The organism is Arthrobacter sp. StoSoilB19 (assembly GCF_019977275.1).
Taxonomy (GTDB): Bacteria; Actinomycetota; Actinomycetes; order Actinomycetales; family Micrococcaceae; genus Arthrobacter.
The window spans coordinates 1,734,299-1,755,062 of sequence record NZ_AP024650.1 but is presented as its reverse complement, the minus strand read 5'-3'; the positions used below and the strand labels follow the sequence as shown (position 1 = coordinate 1,755,062).

The 20,764-nt window shown below is 67.1% G+C and carries 20 protein-coding genes; 11 read left to right on the top strand and 9 right to left on the bottom strand.

The features are described 5' to 3' along the window. Positions 1–32 precede the first annotated feature (32 nt). The gene (locus tag LDO86_RS08090) at positions 33–935 is read left to right on the top strand and encodes a TIGR01777 family oxidoreductase (protein ID WP_018769667.1); all 903 of its coding nucleotides are present in this window, start codon (positions 33–35) and stop codon (positions 933–935) included. On the opposite strand, the gene LDO86_RS08085 is transcribed toward LDO86_RS08090, so the two are convergent. After that, positions 932–2,620, bottom strand: coding sequence for a serine/threonine-protein kinase (locus tag LDO86_RS08085; protein WP_018769666.1), 1,689 nt, complete (start codon positions 2,618–2,620; stop codon positions 932–934). The two genes, LDO86_RS08090 and LDO86_RS08085, sit on opposite strands and share 4 nt — an antisense overlap. A 136-nt stretch (positions 2,621–2,756) precedes the next feature. Between LDO86_RS08085 and lipB the strand changes: the two genes are divergently transcribed. The 5 genes from lipB (at position 2,757) to LDO86_RS08060 (ending at position 6,793) form a co-directional block, all read left to right on the top strand. Continuing rightward, positions 2,757–3,425 (top strand): lipoyl(octanoyl) transferase LipB, encoded by a 669-nt coding sequence (lipB, locus tag LDO86_RS08080; RefSeq protein ID WP_018769665.1) that lies wholly within the window; start codon positions 2,757–2,759, stop codon positions 3,423–3,425. Continuing rightward, positions 3,422–4,441, top strand: coding sequence for a lipoyl synthase (gene lipA / locus LDO86_RS08075; protein ID WP_224084417.1), 1,020 nt, complete (start codon positions 3,422–3,424; stop codon positions 4,439–4,441). The genes lipB and lipA overlap by 4 nt, the downstream gene beginning before the upstream one ends. An 86-nt stretch (positions 4,442–4,527) precedes the next feature. Further along, on the top strand, positions 4,528–5,280 hold the full coding sequence (locus tag LDO86_RS08070; RefSeq protein ID WP_018771547.1) for a DUF4191 domain-containing protein: 753 nt from the start codon (positions 4,528–4,530) through the stop codon (positions 5,278–5,280). A 160-nt stretch (positions 5,281–5,440) separates the two neighbouring features. Next, positions 5,441–5,794 (top strand): DUF3817 domain-containing protein, encoded by a 354-nt coding sequence (locus LDO86_RS08065; RefSeq protein WP_018771546.1) that lies wholly within the window; start codon positions 5,441–5,443, stop codon positions 5,792–5,794. Positions 5,795–5,896: 102 nt separating this feature from the next. Continuing rightward, positions 5,897–6,793, top strand: coding sequence for a DMT family transporter (locus tag LDO86_RS08060; protein ID WP_018771545.1), 897 nt, complete (start codon positions 5,897–5,899; stop codon positions 6,791–6,793). Between the two features lie 36 nt (positions 6,794–6,829). Here the strand turns inward: LDO86_RS08060 and LDO86_RS08055 are convergent, their stop codons facing one another. Continuing rightward, positions 6,830–7,267: an RDD family protein gene (locus LDO86_RS08055; protein ID WP_018771544.1), complete on the bottom strand. Its 438-nt coding sequence runs from the start codon at positions 7,265–7,267 to the stop codon at positions 6,830–6,832. 283 nt (positions 7,268–7,550) lie between these two features. Between LDO86_RS08055 and glnA (LDO86_RS08050) the strand changes: the two genes are divergently transcribed. Continuing rightward, entirely contained in the window at positions 7,551–8,975 is a 1,425-nt protein-coding gene (gene glnA / locus LDO86_RS08050; RefSeq protein WP_018771543.1) for a type I glutamate--ammonia ligase, read from the top strand. A gap of 275 nt (positions 8,976–9,250) precedes the next feature. Here the strand turns inward: glnA (LDO86_RS08050) and LDO86_RS08045 are convergent, their stop codons facing one another. From LDO86_RS08045 to glnA (LDO86_RS08035), 3 genes are read right to left on the bottom strand one after another with little or no spacing between them, the layout of a single operon-like run. Beyond that, entirely contained in the window at positions 9,251–9,796 is a 546-nt protein-coding gene (locus tag LDO86_RS08045; protein ID WP_018771542.1) for a GNAT family N-acetyltransferase, read from the bottom strand. After that, complete coding sequence (locus tag LDO86_RS08040; RefSeq protein ID WP_018771541.1) at positions 9,786–12,797, bottom strand: bifunctional [glutamine synthetase] adenylyltransferase/[glutamine synthetase]-adenylyl-L-tyrosine phosphorylase; 3,012 nt, start codon at positions 12,795–12,797, stop codon at positions 9,786–9,788. Before LDO86_RS08040 ends, LDO86_RS08045 begins: the two co-directional genes overlap by 11 nt. A 9-nt stretch (positions 12,798–12,806) precedes the next feature. Continuing rightward, positions 12,807–14,147 carry a type I glutamate--ammonia ligase gene (gene glnA, locus LDO86_RS08035; RefSeq protein WP_026266112.1) on the bottom strand — a complete coding sequence of 447 codons (1,341 nt, stop codon included), beginning with the start codon at positions 14,145–14,147 and terminating at the stop codon, positions 12,807–12,809. Positions 14,148–14,423: 276 nt separating this feature from the next. On the opposite strand from glnA (LDO86_RS08035), the gene panB reads away from it, so the two are divergent. Further along, positions 14,424–15,332: a 3-methyl-2-oxobutanoate hydroxymethyltransferase gene (gene panB, locus LDO86_RS08030; RefSeq protein WP_018771539.1), complete on the top strand. Its 909-nt coding sequence runs from the start codon at positions 14,424–14,426 to the stop codon at positions 15,330–15,332. Between the two features lie 48 nt (positions 15,333–15,380). On the opposite strand, the gene LDO86_RS08025 is transcribed toward panB, so the two are convergent. Further along, positions 15,381–15,545, bottom strand: coding sequence for a hypothetical protein (locus tag LDO86_RS08025; RefSeq protein WP_018771538.1), 165 nt, complete (start codon positions 15,543–15,545; stop codon positions 15,381–15,383). 122 nt (positions 15,546–15,667) lie between these two features. On the opposite strand from LDO86_RS08025, the gene map reads away from it, so the two are divergent. Together map and LDO86_RS08015 are read left to right on the top strand one after the other, a co-directional pair. Further along, positions 15,668–16,546, top strand: a complete 879-nt coding sequence (gene map / locus LDO86_RS08020; protein WP_018771537.1) for a type I methionyl aminopeptidase — start codon at positions 15,668–15,670, stop codon at positions 16,544–16,546. Between the two features lie 108 nt (positions 16,547–16,654). Beyond that, complete coding sequence (locus LDO86_RS08015) at positions 16,655–17,458, top strand: polyphosphate--glucose phosphotransferase (RefSeq protein WP_018771536.1); 804 nt, start codon at positions 16,655–16,657, stop codon at positions 17,456–17,458. A 51-nt stretch (positions 17,459–17,509) separates the two neighbouring features. Here the strand turns inward: LDO86_RS08015 and nrdR are convergent, their stop codons facing one another. The 3 genes from nrdR to LDO86_RS08000 form a co-directional block, all read right to left on the bottom strand. Beyond that, positions 17,510–18,013, bottom strand: a complete 504-nt coding sequence (gene nrdR, locus LDO86_RS08010; protein ID WP_018771535.1) for a transcriptional regulator NrdR — start codon at positions 18,011–18,013, stop codon at positions 17,510–17,512. A gap of 139 nt (positions 18,014–18,152) precedes the next feature. Next, positions 18,153–19,526, bottom strand: coding sequence for a histidinol dehydrogenase (gene hisD / locus LDO86_RS08005; protein WP_018771534.1), 1,374 nt, complete (start codon positions 19,524–19,526; stop codon positions 18,153–18,155). A gap of 4 nt (positions 19,527–19,530) precedes the next feature. Continuing rightward, positions 19,531–20,052 carry a hypothetical protein gene (locus LDO86_RS08000; RefSeq protein ID WP_018771533.1) on the bottom strand — a complete coding sequence of 174 codons (522 nt, stop codon included), beginning with the start codon at positions 20,050–20,052 and terminating at the stop codon, positions 19,531–19,533. Between the two features lie 126 nt (positions 20,053–20,178). Between LDO86_RS08000 and LDO86_RS07995 the strand changes: the two genes are divergently transcribed. Next, positions 20,179–20,679 carry a flavin reductase family protein gene (locus LDO86_RS07995; protein ID WP_018771532.1) on the top strand — a complete coding sequence of 167 codons (501 nt, stop codon included), beginning with the start codon at positions 20,179–20,181 and terminating at the stop codon, positions 20,677–20,679. Positions 20,680–20,764: the final 85 nt, after the last annotated feature.

Sequence of the window (20,764 nt, the reverse complement as noted above, 5' to 3'; positions counted from 1 at the left end):
ACACAGCCCTTGCTGCCGTGGTGAGATGGACCATGCATATCGTCATGGCCGGCGCCTCCGGGCTCATCGGCAGCTCCATGTCCGCAGCCTTCCGCAGCGCCGGCCATTCGGTGGTGTCCCTGGTCCGCCGGCCGCCTGCCGGTGCCACCGAAATCCGCTGGGATCCGGCGGCCGGTGTCCTGGACCCCGGCGTCCTTGCCGGGGCAGACGCCGTCGTCAACCTCGCAGGTGCCGGAATCGGCGACAGACCCTGGACGCGGAAGCGGGTGGCGGAGCTGTTCAGTTCCCGGCTGGGGCCCACCAGGACACTGGTGCAGGCCATGGCACAGCTGGATGCCCCGCCGGCAACCTTCATCAGCCAGTCGGCGTCCGGCTTCTACGGCGACGCCGGCAATACTGTCCTGCGTGAAGACGCACCCGCCGGTTCCGGGACTTTGGCGCAGATCTGCGTTGAGTGGGAGCAGGCTGCGCTGATGGCGCCGGCAGGGGTACGCGTGGTGACGCCCCGCACCGGGGTGGTGTTCAGCCGTTCCGGTGGCGCGCTGGGAAAGCTGCTTCCACTGCTGCGCCTGGGAGTTGGTGGTCCGTTCGGCAACGGCCGCCAGTTCTGGCCCTGGGTAACGCTTCCGGACGTTACGGCCGCCTTCCTCTTCCTCCTCGAAACACCGGTCTCCGGCGCAGTGAATGTGAACGCGCCGGAGCAGGCGAACGTCAACACGATCGTCGCGGCGCTGGCCCACGCCCTGCACCGGCCCGCCATACTCAGGGTCCCGGCCCCCGTGCTGCGCACCGTGATGCCGGGCCTCGGCGAGGAATTGCTGCTGCACAGCCAGCGGATGGAACCGGCAGTCCTGTCCTCGGCCGGATTCCAATGGCAGCACGGGCGCCTGGAAGACGCCGCCCGCTGGGTGGCCGGCCAGGACCCCGCCGCCTAGCCCGGCCCTTCCCCGGACGCGCGGACCGCCAGAATGTCGCTGACCCGCCATTGGCCGTCCACGAACACCAGGACCAGCCGAAGCCGCCGTTCCGGGCTGGGAGCCCCCGCTGCCAGCACAGCACCCGCCGCATCGAGTGTTTGGTACCCGGAGGTGGCCGATGTCACCGCCAGCACCGCCCGGTCCGGGGTCCCGCCGTCTTCGGCCGCCACCCCGGACAGCGTGCTGGTAAATCCGGCGAGGCGGTGCCCGGAAGGGTGGAGTTGGCCGGCGATGCGCTCGTCGGCGGCAGCTGCAGGTGACCCGGCGGCGTTCACGTCCCCCAGCAGCTCCAACCTGCCTGCTCTGAAGGCATAATCCCGCAGCGCCGCCAGCCCCTGCACGGCAACCACGGGATCAGTAGCCCTTGCCCGCTGCCGGGCCTCGTCAACGGAACCAACCGCTTCCGTCCCGCCGGCAACAGTCCCGGATGCGGCTGCGGACACCGGCGGCCGACCGGCTGCGGGACCATCCGGCCCCGCCCCTTGGCCCGCCCCCTGGCCGGCGGCCGCGGACAACCACCATATTCCGGCTGCCAACGCAGCAACTGCCGGCATGACTGCACTCACCACCACCCGAGTGCCCCGGCCGGCAACAGTCCCATCCGCGTGCCTTCCGCGCGGCGCAGGCGCCGCGTTTGACGGCGGCAGGGCGCTTGACTGCGGCAGGGCGGTGTTCGGCGCCGGCACCGGCCGCGCTGGCCAGCGCCAGGTTTCCATCCGGCGGCGCATGCCCTGGAGTTTCATGCGAAGGCTGCCGCCCTTGGACGGACCGGGAACGTGCCGCCGTGTCAGCAGCTCTGGCAGGACGGTGGGATGGACGGCATCGGAGAGGTCCACCGGCTGGGGTTCGGCGCTGCGGTAAACGGCCGCGGCCAGCGACACCGCGTCAGGGCGCAGCCTCCGGTCCTCGTTCAGTCCTGCTTCCAGGGCAGCCGCCAGATCCTTGGGGACACCTGGAACCAGGAGGGACAACGGCGGACGATCGGCAGTGCGGCCGGGCGCCTCACCCGTGAGGCAGAACCAGCCCAGGGCCGCCGCGGAGAACACATCGCGCCCTGGCTGGAGGCCGGCGCGGACGGCGTCCACGGGGGAAGGATCCAGGAATCCGCCAGTTCCAAAGGTCGCCGCGCTGCCCGGGTCGCCGAGCATCCTGGCGACGCCGAGGTCAGAGAGCATGGGCTTGCCCTGCCCGGTGAACAGCACGTTCCCGGGCGAGACATCCGAGTGCGTGAAGCCTTTTCCATGCAGGTAGCCCAGGGCCTGGAAGATGGGAGTCAGGACGGTAACCGTCTCGCCTACGGTGAGCCTGCCACGGGCAGACACCAACTGGGCCAGCGAGCCGCCGGCGGCATAATCCATGGTCAAGGCCGTACCGCCGCCGGGCCCTGCCACCCGGACCACGTCGTGCGCCGTGATGAGGTGCTGGTGGTCCAGGACCGACAGGATCCGGATCTCCCGCCGCACATCCTCTTCGCTGACGGCCGTGCTGCCCAGGGACCGGCGGCCTGCGCCGCGGAAGCATTTGAGCGCGCAATCCCTGCCGGTCCTTTGTTCCCTGGCCAGCCACACGTCGGCACTGCCGCCCCGGCCCAGCAACCTGCCGACGTCATAACCGGGAACCTCCGGCGCCTGTGCATCGTCCATACTGCATGTCTAGTCGAGTTTCGGCCCTGCTGCAGAAGTTATCCACAGGCGTGGCCGCCGCGGTCACAAAGCGGGGCGCCGGTGAGCTTGGACACTAAACCGGGCCGGTGCGGCTGCGGGGTCTAAGCTGGATGCCATGACTCTTGAGTTTTCACAGCTGGGTCTTGCCCCTGACTTCGTTGACTACATGGAAGGCTGGGATGCCCAGCGCGAACTCCATGACAAGGTTGTCTCCGGAGCTGCACCCAGCACAGTCCTGCTTCTGGAGCACGCCGCCGTCTACACGGCCGGCAAGCTGACCGAGGACCATGAGCGGCCGTTTGACGGTACGCCGGTGGTTGCGGTGGACCGTGGCGGCAAACTCACCTGGCACGGGCCGGGCCAGCTGATTGCCTACCCCATCCTGAAGCTTAGGAACCGCGCAGGCATCCGGGATTACGTGGAGCGGCTGGAAGACATCATGATCACGGTCATGGCGGACTATGGCATCAAGGCCGAACGCATCAAGGGCCGGGCCGGCGTGTGGATCAAGGCTGACGCCAAGGGCCCCGACCGCAAGATCGCCGCGATCGGCATCCGGGTCCTGAACGGCGTCACCATGCACGGCATTGCCATCAACTGCAGCAACGACCTGGCACCCTACGGCCAGATCATCGCCTGCGGCATCACCGACGCCGGCGTGACCACCATGTCCCTGGAAACAGGCCGGGACATTCGGCCCGCGGATATCGTGGACCGGTTCGTGGAGGAATTCCACAAGCATGAAGAAGCATTGGTTTCGAGCCCTGAAGGAGCTCTACTGTGACATTGGCACCTGAAGGCCGGAAGATGCTGCGGATTGAGCAGCGCAACGCTGCGGTCCCGGTGGAACGCAAACCGGAGTGGATCAAGGCCAAGGTCCAGATGGGCCCGGAATTCGTCCAACTCAAGAACCTGGTGAAAAAGGAAGGCCTGCACACCGTCTGCGAAGAGGCCGGCTGCCCCAACATCTTCGAATGCTGGGAAGACAAGGAAGCCACCTTCCTGATCGGCGGCTCCGAATGCACCCGCCGCTGCGACTTCTGCCAGATCGACACCGGCAAACCCTCACCCCTGGACCGGTTCGAACCCACCAAGGTGGCCCGCTCCGTCCAATCCATGCAGCTGCGCTACGCCACCGTCACCGGCGTCGCCCGCGACGACCTGGAAGACGAAGGCGTCTGGCTCTACGCCGAAACCGTCCGCAAAATCCACGAACTGAACCCCGGCACCGGCGTGGAACTGCTCATCCCGGACTTCTCCGGCAAACCCGAGCACATCAAGGCCATCTGCGACTCCGCCCCCGAGGTCTTCGCGCACAACGTCGAAACCGTGCCCCGGATCTTCAAGCGGATCCGCCCCGCGTTCCGCTACGACCGCTCCCTGGACGTCATCACCCAGGGCCGGAACCTGGGCATGGTCACCAAGTCCAACCTCATCCTGGGCATGGGCGAAACCCGCGAAGAAATCAGCGAAGCACTCCGCGACCTCCACGCAGCCGGCTGCGACCTGATCACCATCACCCAGTACCTGCGCCCCTCCGAACGGCACCTGCCCGTGGACCGCTGGGTCAAACCCCAGGAATTCGTGGACCTCCAGCACGAAGCCCAGGAAATCGGCTTCCTCGGCGTCATGTCCGGCCCCCTGGTCCGCTCCTCCTACCGCGCCGGCCGGCTCTGGGCCACCGCCATGCGCAAAAAAGGCCGCGACATCCCCGCCGAACTCGCCCACATCGCCGACGGCATCCAGGACTCCGGCACCACCCGCCAGGAAGCCGCCACCCTCCTGGCAGCACATTCCTGACCTCCTGCCATGAACTGGCCAAGGGCCGGACGCCGGAAGATTCCAGCGTCCGGCCCTTGGCTTTTGTCACGTAGAATTGAGGCACTATGGCGAAATCCCCTGACTCCAGCAACTCCACCCCGTCTGGCTCGAGCGCGGTGAAGCGCGGCCTCTTCACGCGCAAGCCGAAGGAAGCAAAGGCCAAGAAGCCCAGCAGGCTTAAGCAGATCGGCGAGGTCTTCACCATGACCCGCCGCCACGACCCCATGGTTCCGTGGCTGATGCTGCTGGCGTTCCTGGGCGTTGTGGCGGTGAGCTTCCTGGTGGGCTTCTGGTTGGACAACTGGATTACCGGCCTGATCATCGGCATTCCGCTGGGCCTGCTGGCGGCCACCTTCATCCTGTCCCGCCGCGCCGAACGCGCCGCCTTTGCACAGATCGAAAACCAGCCCGGCGCCTCCGGCGCTGCCCTGGGCACGCTTCGCCGTGGCTGGATCACCGAGGAACAGCCCGTGGCGGTCAATCCGCGCACGCAGGATGCCGTGTTCCGCGCCGTGGGCCGGCCCGGCGTCGTCCTTGTCAGTGAAGGCCCCGCCCACCGCGTGAAGCCGCTGCTCGATGCTGAGCGCAAGCGCCTGGCGCGCATCCTGCCCAACGTTCCTGTGCACACCATCCAGACCGGGCACGGCGAAGGCCAGGTGCCGCTGAGCCAGGTGGCCAAGCACATGGGCAAGATGAAGAATGAACTGACCAAGCTGGAAGTCAGCACCGTGTCCAAGCGCATCGCCTCGATGGGTACCCGGCTTCCCATTCCCAAGGGCATCGATCCCTACAAGGCCCGTCCCAACCGCGGACGCTAGCTGGTGGGAACGCCCCGGTACCGGCACTGCCGGCCGGGGCGTTTTTTCTTGCGCCCCAACCGCTTGCCCGAACCGCTAGCCTAAACCGCCTGCGCGCCTTAACGGCGCACCCCTTCCCCCACTGCCGGACCCAGACATCCACCCATGACAGGACGTGACCATGAACCCGAGGACAACCGTCATCCGCGCCTTCCGTATCCTCGCAGTGGCCGAGGCCTGCAGTTGGGCCGCGCTCCTGGCCGGGATGTACTTCAAATGGATCGCCGGAACCACTGAGCTTGGCGTCCAGGTGGCGGGACCTGTGCACGGCGCGCTGTTTGTCGGCTATGGGGTTGCCGCGCTGATGCTGTGGCGGGTGCAGCGCTGGCCCTTCATGGTGGCTCTGCTGGCGGGCGTCTCCGCCGTCTTCCCGTTCGCCACCCTCCTTTTTGAGCGCTGGGCCGGACGGCGCGGTTTCCTCAGCGCCCCGGGGGCGGAAGCGCCTGCCGCTGAACTTGCGTCCAGCCGGGCGTAGGCGGACGCATCACTGACCGTGGACTCCTCTGATGCAGGACTGCAGGCACAGCCGTCAGCCAAGGGAGGGCCGTCCTCCCCACGCGCCCAGGGCCGTAAGCGAATGGTCGCGGTCCTCTCCCTCCTGGGGGCGACGCTGTTCTGGGCCGGCAACTATGTGGTGGGTGCGGGCGCCGTCCAAAGCATTGAACCCCTGAGCCTGGTTCTCCTGCGCTGGGCCATCGCACTGGTGCCGCTGCTGGTGATAGCCCGGCTTGTGGAGCGGCCAGACTGGCGGTCGGTCCTGGCCGCCTGGCCGTGGCTTCTCGCGCTCAGCGTGTGCGGGCTGCTCGGCTACAACCTCCTGCTGTATGTCGCCCTGCAGCACACCGATGCGTTCAACGCCTCGCTGATCAACGCCTTCAATCCCGCTCTCATCACGCTGGCTGCCGCCGTTTTCCTGCGCGAACGGCTGACACCGTTGTCGGTCGCCGGCGTCCTGATGGCCATGGCCGGCGTCCTGATCGTGATCAGCGGAGGGGATGCCGGCAGGCTGCTCTCCGCCGGTTTCGGGACCGGCGAAGTCCTGATGGTGGGCGCCGTGGTTGTCTGGACGGCGTACACAGTCATCGGCCGCCTGGCCCCCAAAATCCCGCCGATCACGGCCACAGCTGTCCAGGCAGCGGCAGCGGTGGCCCTGCTGGCCCCGGTCCGCTTCCTGACAGGCGGACTGGCCCTCCCCTCAACCGGCAGCGCGCTGGCGTCCCTGCTGTTTATCGCCGTCTTCCCGTCGGTGCTGTCCTACCTGCTCTGGAACCGCGCCCTGACGGTCCTGCCCGCCGGTGGCGCAGGGGTGTTCCTCAACCTCATCACGGTCTTCACAGCAGTCCTCACCATCCTCGCCGGGCACGTCCATACAGCGGCGCAACTGGTGGGCGGCGCCATCGTGATCGGCGGCGTGGTCATCACCAACGCGCCGGCCTTCCGCCGGCAGCGCAAGGACCGGAAAGTGAACGGCTAAGGAAATCGGCGGACGCGCAGAAGGGGCACGCGGTGCTCAGCGGCGGATGAGGAGCGTGTTCATTGCCTTGTCGTGAAGGCCGCGCTGATCCGGATCGAAGATCACGGCGGGGATGACCAGGCAGAGCAGCACGGCCCTCACCAGGGCCGCAAGGGGTCCGGGGGTGCCGCCTCCCGGCTTCACCACGGCGATGCCCATAACCCGGTGCCCGATGCTGTATCCGAGTGTTCCCACCAGCAGGATCTGCTCAATCGCGAAGACCGCCAGGGTGGCCCAGGAGTCACCGGCAAAGGCAAAGTTGCTGATCAGCAGGGCGATCCCCCAGTCGATGCAGATTGCTGCGATCCTGCGGCCCGCCCGGGCAATGGAGCCCGGACCGGACTCCGGAAGGCCCAGCCGCTCCCCCGGATATTTGGAAATACCGGAGGTGTCCGGTCCGCTGAGCCAGGACCCAATGTCTTTGCGATCTACCACCGTCCAAGCTTACCGATCCCCGGCACGGCGGCGCGCCCACAGTGTGGATAGGACTCGACCACAGTGTGGACGGAAGATAGCGTGGTCATAGCAGGGCATTCTGTAACCTGCCCGAAACAAAGCGGACACGGACGGGAAATGCCGCATCCATAGTCTGTTAGCAGTTTCAAGCAATCCCCCGGCAGGTACGCAGCAGGGAAAACCCCGCGTTCTCCCTGCTTTTGGATTGCGCTGGATCATGTGGCTTGCATGCCAGATATTTACATATGCGTTAGGAGCATAGATGTTCAAGACTGCGGACGAAGTCCTCAAGTTCATCAAGGACGAAGATGTAAAGTTCGTCGATATCCGCTTCACCGATCTTCCGGGCGTCCAGCAGCACTTCAACGTCCCCGCCAAGAGTGTTGACGCTGATTTCTTCGTCAACGGCCAGCTCTTCGACGGTTCCTCCATCCGTGGCTTCCAGGGCATCGCCGAATCTGACATGCAGCTGATCCCGGACGTCACCACCGCGTTCCTGGACACCTTCCGCATGGAGAAGACCCTCGCGCTGAACTTCTCGATCGTCAACCCGCGCACCGGAGACCCGTACCACCGCGATCCCCGCGGCGTAGCCGAGAAGGCTGAGGCCTACCTGGCTTCCACCGGCATCGCCGACACCGCGTTCTTCGCCCCCGAAGCTGAGTTCTTCGTGTTCGACAACGTCCAGTACCAGTCCTCCCCGCAGGGCAGCTTCTACAAGATCGATTCCGAGGAAGCCTACTGGAACACCGGCCGCGAGGAAGAAGGCGGCAACCTCGGCTACAAGACGGCCGTCAAGGGCGGTTACTTCCCGGTTGCTCCCCAGGACAAGCAGGCTGACCTGCGCGACGCCATGTGTGTTGCCCTGGACGAAGCCGGCCTCGAGGTCGAGCGCAGCCACCACGAAGTTGGCTCCGCCGGCCAGGCTGAGATCAACTACAAGTTCACCACCCTGACCCACGCTGCGGATGACCTGCAGAAGTTCAAGTACGTCATCAAGAACACCGCTGACGCGTGGGGCAAGTCGGTCACCTTCATGCCGAAGCCGGTCTTCGGTGACAACGGCTCCGGCATGCACTGCCACCAGTCGCTCTGGAACGGTGGCGAGCCGCTGTTCTACGACGAGAAGGGCTACGCCGGCCTGTCCGACACCGCCCGCTGGTACATCGGTGGCCTGCTCAAGCACGCCTCCGCCGTCCTGGCCTTCACCAACCCCACGGTGAACTCCTACCGCCGCCTGGTCAAGGGCTTCGAGGCTCCGGTCAACATGGTGTACTCCCAGGGCAACCGCTCTGCCGGTATCCGTATCCCCATCACCGGTTCCAACCCGAAGGCCAAGCGCATCGAGTTCCGCGCTCCGGACCCCTCCTCCAACCCGTACCTGGCGTTCGCTGCGCAGCTGATGGCCGGCATTGACGGCATCCGCAACCGCATCGAGCCGCCGGCTCCGATCGACAAGGACCTCTACGAGCTCCCTGCCGAGGAAGCCAAGGACATCCCCAAGGCTCCGGGCACCCTGGAGGAAGCACTGGAGGCCCTGCGCGAGGACAACGAGTTCCTGCAGGCCGGTGGCGTCTTCACCCAGGACCTGATTGACACCTGGATCGAGTACAAGTACGAAAACGAGATCCGCCCGCTGTCCCTGCGCCCGAACCCCTACGAGTTCGAGCTCTACTACGGCGTCTAGTTCCAGCCCTGCCCAGCAGGAATCCTGAACAGTAAAAGGCGGCCACCGGTGATGAACCGGTGGCCGCCTTTTGCGTTGCCCGTTCCTTCAGTGGCACGGGCGGCAGCTGTTAGGTGGGGGCCCGGCTCCAGACGTGCTGAGACCGGGAGCCGGCCCCCCTGACGAATGCCCCCCGGAACGAAGACTGTCCAGCCTTCCCCCCAACAAGGTTGGAGAACACCGCCAATCCACATGATCGGGCAAACGCTTGCTAAGCGCAATGCCGGTACGGAGAGTTACGCCGGTACCGTTGCCGAAAAGCTGCGGAACATGGTTCGTTGGGGCCCTGCCGGCCCGCCGGTATACGGTCCCGAGTCGACGAAGCCGGCGCGGCGGTAGGCGGACAGGCCCGCAGGGTTTTCCTGGTTGACGGACAGTACGACGCCGGACTCGCCAGTTTGGTGCCACGCGGTGAGCTTGCGTCCGGCCTCCACAGCGGCGGCGGCAGCGAGCGTGCCCAGGCCCCTGCCCTGGTGGGGCCGGTCGATGAGGAACCCGCGCAGCAGCCATGCTGAGTGGTCGTCAGGCCAGCCTGCAAGCGTTGCCGCCCCGGACTGCAGGGTCAACAGGCCGACGGCGCTGCCTCCGGCCTCGACCACGTACGGCCGTCGTGATTCTTCCTCCAGTCCCGCAAGGGCCATCCGCAGCGGGTCGCCGACGAAGCGGTCCTGGCCCGGCACCAGCGACATTTCCGCGATGGCGCCCAGCTGGATGGCGCGGGCGTCCGAATCAAGGTCCCGCAGCGGGACCAGCCAGACCCACGGCGCTGGTTCAGTGCCCATAGAAGAGGCGTTCAAAGACTGCCCTGGCCCGGCGGCTCACCCTTAGGTAGTCCTCCTCCAGCGCGGCGGCGCGGCCCGGTTCATAGCCGCACCAGCGGGCCACAGCCTCGAGATCGCGGCGCGAGGAGGGCAGGACGTCCGAGGCCTTGCCGCTCCAGATGACATTGGCTGACCGGATACGGCTGGCAAGCCGCCAGGCCTCGGCGAGGAGCCGGGCATCGGCGCCGTCCAACAGGCCCAGTTCCGCCGCGGCTGCCAGGGCCTCCAGGGTGGAGGTGGTCCGGAGCTCCGGATGCTTCCCGGCGTGCTGGAGCTGCAGCAGCTGCACCAGCCACTCGACGTCGCTGAGGCCGCCGCGGCCCAGTTTGAGGTGGCGTGCGGGGTCGGCGCCGCGCGGCAGCCGTTCGGACTCAACCCGCGCCTTGACGCGCCTGATTTCGCGCACGTCCTGCTCCGAGACGGACTCCGGGTACCGGATGGGATCGATGAGCCTGATGAAGTCAGCGGCCAGGGCGTCGTCGCCGGCCATGGGGCGTGCCCGCAGCAGGGCCTGCGCTTCCCAGATCAGGGACCAGCGGCGGTAGTACTCGGCGAACGAGTCCAGGGAGCGCACCATGGCCCCGTTCTTGCCCTCGGGCCTGAGGTCGGCGTCCATCTGCAGGACACGTTCCGCCATGATGGCAGGCTTCAGCGGCTGCGTGAGCAGGCTGGATACCTTGGCAACGATGCGGGCGGCCTGTTCCTGCGCCTCCGCTTCGGAGAAGCCCGGCAGTGCGCGGTGGACGTACATGACGTCGGCGTCGGACCCGTAGCCGATCTCGCGGCCGCCCTGGCGGCCCATGGCCACCACCAGCACCGTGGTCTTGAGCGGGCCGCCGGCGGAGACAATGCCTTCTGCCACCCGCAGGGCACCCAGGACGGCGGCGCGGTCCGTGTCGGCCAACGCCCCGCCTACCCGTTCCTGGTCCAGGAGGCCGGCGGAATCAGCGATAGCGATGCGCAGGATTTCGCGCCGCCGGATCAGGCGGATCAGGCGCATGGCGCTTTCCGGGTCCGCGTGCCGTGCCATCTTCGCGGTGATTTCCTGCCACTGGGCCTCGAAGCCCAGCGGCACCAGGTCCTTGTCCTGTCCCAACCAGGCGACGGATTCCGGCGAAACTTCCAGGAGGTCTGCGATCAGCCGCGAATTGGAGAGCATGTGGCACAGGCGCTCGGCCGCGGCGTTGGAGTCCCGGAGCATGCCCAAGTACCAGTGCGTGGTGCCCAAGGCCTCGCTGACGCGGCGGAAAGCAAGAAGGCCGGCATCCGGGTCCACGCCTTCCGCGAGCCAGTCCAGCAGGATGGGCAGGAGCTGGCGCTGCAGGGCGGCCCGGCGGCTTACCCCGGCCGTCAACGCCTCAATGTGGCGCATTGCCCCCTGGGGGTCCCGGTAGCCGAGGGCAGCCAGCCGTCCCTGCGCTGCCTCGGGCGTGAGCCTGGCGTCCTCGCTGCTGAGCTTGGCCGCGGTGTTCAGCAGCGGCCGGTAGAAGATGCGCTCGTGCAGTTCACGGACGGAACGCTTGGTGCGCTGCCATGCGGACAACAGGGAGTCCGGGCTGGGCCGCTCGTTGGAGAAGGGGCCCAGCACGGCTTTGGCCAGTGAGCGCAGCGCAGGCTCCGCCACGGGCATCAGGTGGGTGCGGCGCAGCTGGAACAGCTGGATCCGGTGTTCCAGCAGCCGGAGGTAGCGGTAGGCGTTGTCGAAGGCGGCAGCGTCGGAACGGCCGATGTACCCTCCGGCTGACAGCGCGGCGATCGCGGAGGTGGTGTCCCGCCGTCGTAATGTCTCATCCGCCTTGCCGTGCACCAGCTGGAGCAGCTGGACGGTGAATTCGACGTCACGCAGGCCGCCCCGCCCCAGCTTGATCTGGCGCTGCTCCTCGGCGGCCGGGATGTGCTCGGTGACCCGGCGGCGCATCGCCTGGACGGACTCGACAAAGCCCTCGCGGCCGGCCGAGCTCCAGATCAGCGGCGCCACGGCGTCCTCGTAGGCGCGGCCCAGGGCGGCGTCACCGGCGATGGCACGGGCTTTGAGGAGCGCCTGGAATTCCCAGCTTTCCGCCCACCTGGCGTAGTACGTCTCGTGGGAGGCGAGGGTGCGGACCAGCGGCCCCGATTTGCCTTCGGGCCGCAGGTTCGCGTCCACCTCCCAAAGTCCCGGCTCCCTGGCCACTGATGAAATGGCCCGCGAGATCCCGCTCGCCAATGCCGTGCCGATGGTGTTGGCGTGGGCGTCCTCCAGGCTGCCGGCGTCCACCACGTAGATGACGTCGACGTCGGAGATGTAGTTCAGCTCCCGGGCGCCGCACTTGCCCATACCGATCACCGCAAGGCCGACGTCGGCCACATCGGCAGCGCTGTGCTGCTCCGCGGCCTCGGCCCGGGAGACGGCGAGGGCAGCCTCGATGGCGGCAGCAGCAAGGTCCGCCAGTTCACCGCCCACCGATGGCAGGAAGTCCAGCGGATCCGCGGCGCACAGGTCCTTGACGGCGAGATCGACAAGTCCCCGCCGGTAGGCGGTGCGCAGGGCGGCATAGGCGTCCACGCCGGTAACGGCGGCCACGGGACGGGCCGCCCGGGGGTCGGCCCCCACGGATTGCAGGAGCGTGGCGCGCAACAGCCCCGGGTTGGCCGGCAGTGGCTCGGGACTGGCGCGGACCTCGAAGGCCTCCAGGTGCTCGGGGTGCCGGATGAGGAACTCCCCCAAAGCCTCCGAGGCCCCCAGGACCCGGTACATCGGTTCGCTGGCCTCCGGCTCGGCGTCCGCCAGCTCCCGCAGCTGCGGGTGCTTTTCGATCAGCCGGACCAGGGACTGCAGCGCGGTATCCGGACTGGCCGCAAGGTGCAGCCCGGCAAAGAGCCTGTCCTGGTCCAGGCCCTCGAGTTCGCGCGCGGAAAGGAACCGTTCGCCCTTCTCCAGGTCGCTGAATCCGGCCGCGATCAGGCGGCGTGCCAGGCTCACGCCTGGCACCTAGAGGATGCCGAGGTTGCGCTGCAGCTCGTAGGGCGTCACCTGCAGCCGGTAGTCCTGCCATTCGGCGCGCTTGTTGCGCAGGAAGTGCTCGTAGACCTGCTCGCCCAGGATCTGCGGCATCAGCTCCGAGTCCTCCATGGAGCGGATGGCGTCGTGCAGGCTTGCCGGCAGCGGATCGTGGCCCATGGCGCGGCGCTCGGCCGAGCTGAGCGACCAGACGTCGTCCTCAGCGGCTGCCGGCAGCTCGTAGCCTTCCTCAATGCCCTTCAGCCCTGCACCGAGCAGGACGGCATAGGCAAGGTAGGGGTTGGCCGCGGAATCGATGCCGCGGTACTCGATGCGGGCGGACTGGCCCTTGCCCGGCTTGTACAGCGGCACGCGGACCAGGGCGGAACGGTTGTTATGCCCCCAGCTCAGGTAGCTGGGAGCCTCGCCGCCGCCCCACAGGCGCTTGTAGGAGTTGACGAACTGGTTGGTGACTGCCGTGAACTCGGGGGCGTGCTTGAGGATGCCGGCAATGAACTGGCGGGCCGTCTTGGACAGCTGGAACTCGGCACCTGCCTCGAAGAACGCATTGCTGTCCCCCTCGAACAGCGAGAAGTGCGTATGCATTCCGGAACCGGGGTGGTCGGTGAACGGCTTGGGCATGAAGGTGGCGTAGGTTCCCTGCTGCAGGGCCACCTCCTTGATGACCGTGCGGAACGTCATGATGTTGTCCGCGGTCTGCAGTGCGTCGGCGTAGCGAAGGTCGATCTCGTTCTGGCCGGGACCGCCTTCGTGATGGCTGAACTCCACCGAGATTCCCACCGATTCCAGCATGGTGACGGCGGTGCGGCGGAAGTCCTGGGCCACGCCGCCGGGAACGTGGTCGAAGTAGCCGCCCTCATCCACCGGCACGGGTGCGCCGTCCGGACCCGGCTCCTGGGACTTGAGCAGGTAGAACTCGATCTCGGGATGCGTGTAGCAGGTGAAGCCCATGTCCGCGGCCTTGGCAAGGGTCCGCTTGAGGACGTTGCGTGGATCAGCGGTGGAGGGCTCGCCGTCGGGAGTCAGGATGTCGCAGAACATGCGTGAGGTCTGCTCCGTCTCGCCGCGCCACGGCAGGATCTGGAAGGTTGCCGGGTCCGGCTGCAGCAGCATGTCCGATTCGAAGACGCGGGCCAGGCCCTCAATGGAGGAACCGTCGAAGCCGAGGCCTTCCTCGAACGCTCCCTCGACTTCCGCCGGCGCCAGCGCCACGGACTTCAGCGAACCCACGACGTCGGTGAACCACAGCCGCACGAAACGTACGTCGCGCTCTTCGATCGTGCGCAGGACAAATTCTTGCTGGCGGTCCATGATGGCCTCTTCTCCGGTCAACGTTCATGCTCCGGGGCCCGCGCAAAGGGGAAAGCCGGCAGCAGTTCATCATCACTGTACTAATCATTCGGCGCCGATGCTTGAGCCTGCGCCGTGCGTAACACAGCATTAACCTGTTCGGCCGCCCAGGCCGCCCCCCGCCCGGGTCTCCAGCGCCCTTTGGCACCCGTCCAAAGCGCCGCTATGACGCTAATCACCTTTGACCGGCGCCGCCCGCGGTAGCTAGGACGCCGGGTACCGCACTACGCTCATCCCATGGCCTCCAGCAACAGCTCCGACTCCAGCGCGTCCGCAGAAGTACCCGCACCTTACGGAAGCGGCCCGGGCACACCGGCCGCGGCTGCGGCCCCGGCCCCGGCGGAACGGAAGCCGGCAAAGGTCCGCATCCACCACCTGCAGCAGGCCAAGAACGACGGCACCAAGTTCGCCATGCTTACCGCGTACGAGCAATACACGGCCGAGATCTTTGACGCAGCCGGCATCGAGGTGCTCCTGGTTGGCGATTCGGCGTCGAACAACGTGTTCGGCAACGAGACCAGCCTTCCGGTGACCGTGGACGAGCTGCTCCCCCTGTGCCGGGCCGTCGCCAGGACCGCCAAACGCGCCCTGGTGGTGGCGGACCTTCCGTTCGGCAGCTACGAGGTCAGCGCCGAACAGGCCGTGGCCGCCGGTGTCCGTTTCCTGAAGGAAGGGCTGGCCCACGCCGTGAAGATCGAGGGCGGGAAGTACTACGCTCCAACGGTCCGGGCCATGGTGCAGGCAGGCATTCCGGTCATGGCCCATATCGGCTTCACCCCCCAAAGCGAACACGCCCTGGGCGGGTACCGTGTCCAGGGCCGCGGCGACGATGCCCGGCGCCTGATTGACGACGCCGTCGCGCTGGCGGACGCCGGGGCATTCTGCGTGCTGATGGAGATGGTCCCTGCCGAAACAGCGGCGGCGGTCGACGCGGCAGTGAGCGTTCCCACGGTTGGCATCGGTGCCGGCAAGGCGACGACCGGCCAGGTGCTCGTGTGGCAGGACATGGCCGGCCTGCGGGGCGGCCGGATGGCCAAGTTCGTCAAGCAGTACGCGGACCTGCGCAGCACATTGCTCGACGCCGCCACCGCCTATGGCGAGGACGTCCGGTCAGGCCAGTTCCCCGGCCCGGAGCACTCGTTCTAAACCCGCCCGGGTAAGCCGGCTGCAGCGCGGCCGGACGCACCCAACGGGTCAGTCGTCGTCGCCCTTTTCCCAGGCCTCGTTGCGCGCTTTGACCTTTTCCAGGGCGTGTTCGGCTTCCGCCCGGGTCTGGTAGGGCCCAATGAGCTGGCTCCAGTCCGACATCCGGTCCTCTTCCACCTCGTGGGTCTTGATGTTGAACCAGTACTCAGTCATCGTTGCTCCTCGTTCCGGCGACAGGGAAAGCCGGGGGTGATCCACGTAACACAAACACTTACGCGTGCCCTCCGCCGCTTGTCGGTTGTTAGGCGTTCTGTGGTGCCTTATATGATCAATCTATGCCTTCCCTTGCCTCGACTGCACCCATTGGCACCCTGACCCCGGGTACCGTGAGTCCGCAGCGTCCCGTCCCGGCGTCCATCCCCCGTCCGGAGTATGTCGGCAAGCCCGCCCCGGCAAAGTTCACCGGTTCCGAGGTCAAATCCGCGGAGACCATCGAGAAGATCCGGATTGCCAGCAGGATCGCGGCCCAGGCCATCGTTGAAGTGGGCAGGCACATCCAGCCGGGCGTCACCACGGATGAGCTGGACAAGGTGGGCCATGAGTTCCTGCTGGACCACAACGCCTACCCGTCCACGCTCGGTTACCGCGGATTCCCCAAATCGCTCTGCTCGTCCTTGAACGAGGTCATTTGCCATGGCATTCCGGACAGCACGGTGGTCCAGGACGGCGACATCCTGAACATCGACATCACTGCCTACATCAACGGCGTCCACGGCGACACGAACTTCACCTTCCTGGTGGGGGACGTTGACGAGGAATCACGGCTGCTGGTGGAGCGCACCAGGGAGTCGCTGAACCGCGCCATCAAGGCCGTGGCGCCCGGACGCGAGATCAACGTCATTGGCCGTGCCATCCAGTCCTACGCCAAGCGGTTCGGCTACGGCGTGGTGCGCGACTTCACCGGCCACGGGGTTGGCGAGGCATTCCACACCGGGCTGATCATTCCGCACTATGATGCCGCGCCTGCGTACAACACGGTGATCGAGGCCGGCATGGTGTTCACCATCGAACCGATGCTCACCCTGGGCACCGTGGAGTGGGACATGTGGAGCGACGACTGGACCGTGGTCACCCGGGACCGTCGGCGCACCGCACAGTTCGAGCACACCCTGCTGGTCACCGAGACCGGCGCCGAAATCCTCACCCTCCCGTAACCCGGCCATGCCCGCACGGGCATGCTGCCGGCGCAGACCGGACACCTGTTACCGGCCGCGCAAGCGGCCCCTTTTCCTGCCCGCCCCTGTCACACGAACGGAATCCCATTGGCCAAGAAGGACGAAAAACCGCACAAGAACGCACCGCTGATCGGCATCGACATCGGTGGCACGGGCATCAAGGGCGGCATTGTCGACCTGAAGAAGGGCAAGCTCCTGGGTGAGCGCTTCCGTGTGCCCACGCCCCAGCCCGCCACCCCGGAGGCTGTGGCCGAGGCCGTGGCCCTGGTGGTGGCCGAGCTTTCTGCGCGCCCCGAGGCTCCTGAAGCCGGCTCTCCCGTGGGCGTGACGTTCCCGGGGATCATCCAGCACGGCGTGGTCCATTCGGCCGCCAACGTGGACAAGAGCTGGCTGGACACCGACATCGATGCCCTCCTTACCGCGCGGCTGGGCCGTCCCGTGGAGGTCATCAACGACGCCGACGCCGCCGGCCTGGCCGAAGCACGCTACGGTGCCGGCGCCGGCGTGTCCGGCACGGTCCTGGTCATCACCCTCGGTACAGGCATCGGTTCGGCCTTCATCTTCGACGGCAAACTGGTCCCCAACGCCGAGCTGGGCCACCTTGAAATTGACGGCTTCGACGCCGAATCCAAGGCATCCGCTGTGGCCCGGGAACGGGACGGGCTGTCATGGGACGAGTACAGTGTGCTGCTTCAGCGCTACTTCTCCCACGTGGAGTTCCTGTTCTCGCCGGAACTGTTCATCGTGGGCGGCGGAATCTCGAAGCGCGCGGACGAGTACCTACCCAACCTCAAGCTCCGCACCCCGATTGTCCCGGCTGTCCTGCGCAACGAGGCAGGCATCGTGGGCGCCGCCCTGGAAATCGCCCTGAAGCACAAGCTGGCCAAGTAGGAGTGGTGCCGGTGGCGGCTGCGGCTTCCCCTCCGCTGCCGCCACCGGAGTCTAGAGGGGGCTCTTCTCGGAGCTCTTGGCGTTGCCGGCCGGGCCTTTGGCGTCCTCTTCGGCCTCGTGGCGGAGCAGGGCGATAGCAGTTTCGAAATCCTCAAGGGACTCGAACGCCTGGTACACGCTGGCAAAGCGCAGGTACGCCACCTTGTCGAGTTTCTGCAGTGGTCCAAGGATCACCAGGCCCACCTCGTGGGCGTCAATTTCGGCTGCACCGGACGCCCGGATTTGTTCTTCGACTTCCTGGGCCAGCATGGCGAGGTCATCCTCGCTCACGGGGCGGCCCTGGCAGGCCTTGCGGACTCCGTTGATGACCTTGCTGCGGCTGAAGGGTTCGCCCACCCCGGACCGCTTGATCACGGAGAGGCTGGTTGTTTCCACGGTGGTGAACCGGCGGCCGCATTCGGGGCACTGCCGGCGCCGGCGGATGGCTGAACCGTCATCCGCCATCCGACTGTCCACCACGCGGGAATCGGGGTTGCGGCAGAACGGGCAGTACATGTCGTTCCCCCCTTTTCGCTTGTGGTGTGCAAGATTCCTTGGAAGCCATCAGCACCGCCGGGGGCAATGCTGTGGCGCCTCCCAGTTTACGGGCACATGTGGGGTAATAACAATCCTGTAATTACTACATGTAGTGGTGTCACCCCTGGCCGGGGAACCGCGCCGTGACGGCGTCGCCGTGGGCCGGAAGGTCCTCGGCCCGGGACAGGCTCACGATGTGCCCGCTGACCTCTGCCAGGGCTTCCCGGCTGTAGTTGACCACCTGGATGGCGCGCAGGAAGGTGGTGACGTTCAGGCCCGACGAAAAGGCAGCGGTGCCGCTGGTGGGCAGCACGTGGTTGGAGCCTGCGCAGTAGTCGCCCAGGCTCACCGGGCTGTAGTCGCCGACGAAGATTGCCCCCGCATTGCGGATCCGTGCAGCCACGGCTGCGGCATCGCGGGTCATGATTTCCAGGTGCTCGGCGGCGTAGGCGTCGCAGGCAGCGATCCCCTGCTCCAGTCCGTCCACCAGCACGACGCCGGACTGCGGGCCGGACAGCGCCTCCCGGACCCTCGCCGAGTGTTTGGTTGCAGCGGCCTGAAGCTCCAGTTCAGCGCGCACGGCCGCGGCCAGCTCTTCCGAATCGGTGATCAGGACCGATGCGGCCTTGGGATCGTGCTCGGCCTGGCTGAGCAGGTCTGCGGCAACCAGCGCCGGCTGGGCGGAGTCGTCGGCCAGGATGGCGATTTCCGTGGTTCCCGCCTCGGAGTCGATTCCGACAACGCCCTTGACCAGCCGTTTGGCCGTGGCGACGAAGATGTTCCCGGGCCCTGTCACCACATCGACGGGCTCCAGCGCGGGACCGGCCGGTGAGGCTTCGACGCCGTACGCGAAGGCGGCGATGGCCTGCGCACCGCCGATGGCATAGACCTCGGTGACGCCCAGCAGCGCCGCTGCGGCCAGGATGGTGGGGTGCGGCAGGCCGCCGAACTCCTTCTGCGGCGGTGAGGCCAGGGCAACGGATTCCACGCCTGCCGCGAGTGCGGGCACGACGTTCATGATCACCGATGACGGATACACGGCAAGGCCGCCGGGAACGTACAGCCCCACCCGCGCCACGGGGACCCAGTTCTGGCTGACCACGGCGCCGTCGCCAAGTTCGACGTCCACGTTGCGGGGGCGCTGGGCGTCAGCGAATTTCCGTGCCCGGCTGATCGATTCCTCCAGCGCGGCCCGCACCTCCGGTTCCAACTGGGCCAGCGCTGCGTCAATCGCCTCCCTGGGGACCAGCGGGTGGCCCTGGGCCACGCCGTCGAACCTTTCCGCCAAGTCCGCCAGCGCCGCAAAGCCGCGCTGCCGGACGGCGGAGATGATCTCCAGGACCTTTTCTTCGGCATCCGCCACGGTCTGGCCCTTGGCCCGGGGAACGGCGGCGCGCAGGGCTGCGAGCGTCAGGTTGCGGCCGCGAAGGTCGACGGTGCGGAAATCGACGGCGGCTGCCGCGGGGGCGGGAAACTCCGGGAAAGTGGTCACCGGACTATTTTACGGGGCCGTTCGCGCCTGCCTGTTCCGTCCCCTTCTCCCGGGGCTTCCTGCCCGCCCCGCCGAACAGTTCCAGCACGAAGACCGACATTGCCGTGGCGGCAGGCCACAGCAGCAGCACCGGCCACGCCCGGAGGGAAAAGGCGATGCTGGCGTTCGCCGACGCATCAACAGCAGGTCCCAAGAGCCGGCCTGCAAAAACCCCGGTCCCCCAGGCGAGTACACTGCCTGCCAGCGCTCCGGCAAGGCCGGTCAGCAGGGCCGCCTGCGGGTCCGCACGCCTGCCATCCGCCAGGAACACGGCCAGGAGGCAACCGGCCAGCACCAGGATCCCTGCCAGGGTGAGGTCGCGCGGAAGCCACACCAGGGGAACCGTGCCCGACGCCAGGGCGGGATCCCGTGTAACCAGGTTCAATCCGCCCGGCGCCAGGAGCCACCACAGGATGCCTGCCGGAATTCCGGCCGCCGCCGGAACCAGCAGCAGGGACCAGGGCAGCCGCCGTGCGGAGTTTGTCATGCATCACACCTTAACAAAGGTTCCTGCCAGGTAATCCGGCCACGCAGTGCGTGCGGCTGTTCTCCGCCCCGGCCGCGGGCCAATAGGCTTGGAGGAAGAGTTACACCACTTAGTGCAGGAGTTCCGGTGACCGACAGCAGCGAGCCGTTCGAGCAGACGTTCAGGGAGATGTTCCGCCGCCACGCCGCGGGCGTTGCCATCATCACCGTGAACTACCAGGACGAGCCCTACGGCTTCACCGCCACCTCGGTGGCGTCGCTGTCCGCCAAGCCGCCCCGGTTCACGTTCAACATGGCACGCAGTTCAAGGTCCTGGCCGGCCGTGGCCAACACCCAGTACCTGGGTGTGCACATGCTGGGGCTGGAGAACCAGGAACTGGCCGCCCGCTTTGCCCGCCCGGGCAACCGCTTCGAAGGCAACCACTGGGAGATCGGTCCGCACGGTGTGCCCATTCTGAAGGACGTCGCAGGGTGGCTGATCGGCGAGGTGCAGATGCGGCTCTCCTTCGAGAACAACGCGGTGGTGGTGGTCCAGGTGGTGGACGGCCAGGTGGGCGGCGAGGGATCACCCCTGCTGTACCACGGCGGCGCCTACGGGCAGCCCATGCCGCTGGATTACGAAATCTAGGCGCGGCACGCAGCCCCACCCCCAGCCCCAGCCACGCACCCGGGCAGGGCACGACGGCGGCAGGTGCCGGCCGCCGTCGGCTGTT